General features: G+C 62.3%; 1 pseudogene. It reads right to left on the reverse strand.

Going from position 1 to position 1041, the window contains the following annotated elements:
• Window positions 1-15 precede the first annotated feature (15 nt).
• Window positions 16-1041, reverse strand: a pseudogene (locus tag ACTS2Z_RS07555) (hypothetical protein); the annotation flags it as partial.

The raw sequence follows: 1041 nt of genomic DNA on the forward strand, positions 1-1041 counted from the left end.
CCGGTCTCCTGCACTTTATCGCCACGCCTCCAGGCTGGGTACAATGCCGTAGTAAAGACCTGCGCGCATGGGCAGATGACCGGGCGTGATCGTGAAGGCGGCAAGGAGAAATACCGAGCCGGGCGCGGCATACAGGCGATGAGCGGTGTTGTCATAACCAATGAACCGGTCAGGCTGGTAGCTGTGGTGCAGCGTGATCTGACGCCAGCCATCAGCGGGCAGCAATTTGCGCGAGGCGCTTATTTCCTCGCCATCGACAAAGGTGCGCCGCGCGGCATGAAGAACGCCGACGCTGCCGGATTTCACGAGGACGTGGACATTGAAGCTGATATCGGCCGGCATGGGGACAGCCGCGTTGGAAAACGGCAGGTAGTGCGAGGTGCCCTCAATCAGCTGAACAGTCGACGTCCCGGCGCCAGCGGTGATTTCCAGCGTGTGAAACTCGATGCCGTACCGGCGAAAGACGCCGCCGGAATCGGCCGATTTCAGCTTGCTGATCAATGCAGTAATATCGGGGTCAAGCGCACCTTGCGCGCCGCCGAATGTCGAATTGTCATGGATGAATTTCGGCCCCTGCGCGATGACGGCTCCATTGGCGGCACTCAAATAGGCTGGCGCCGCGAAGTCCGGTGCCTGTCGCGAAACCGGTTCGGGGCTGCCGCCAAACCGGCCAGCGTCCTTGAGCAGGTTGAAAGCGTTGGCGACAGCCGGCGTCAGAGGCATGGAAACCGCGCCCGTGGCCCGGTCGATGACCAGCGCCTCGCGCCAGGTGCTCCCGTTTGCGCTGACCTTGATGTGAAAATTGTCGTCGCCCGCCGTGCCGAACTCGGCACGCCCCGACCAGCCGGTCTGGTAGAGCACGCTGGCCGTTCCGGCGCTCATCGCCTTGTTGAGCTTGAGCTGGATGCCACCGCTCCCAGGCGTCACATCATCATGGCTAAGCAGAACAGCATCGGATTTCACCGCCAGCCGGTTGCCGGCATCTGCGCTCGCGTTCACACCAAAAAGCGGCAACGCGTCGAGTTGGGTGCCTTCCAGCGG

This window comes from Glycocaulis sp. (assembly GCF_052168375.1).
Classification (GTDB): Bacteria; Pseudomonadota; Alphaproteobacteria; order Caulobacterales; family Maricaulaceae; genus Glycocaulis.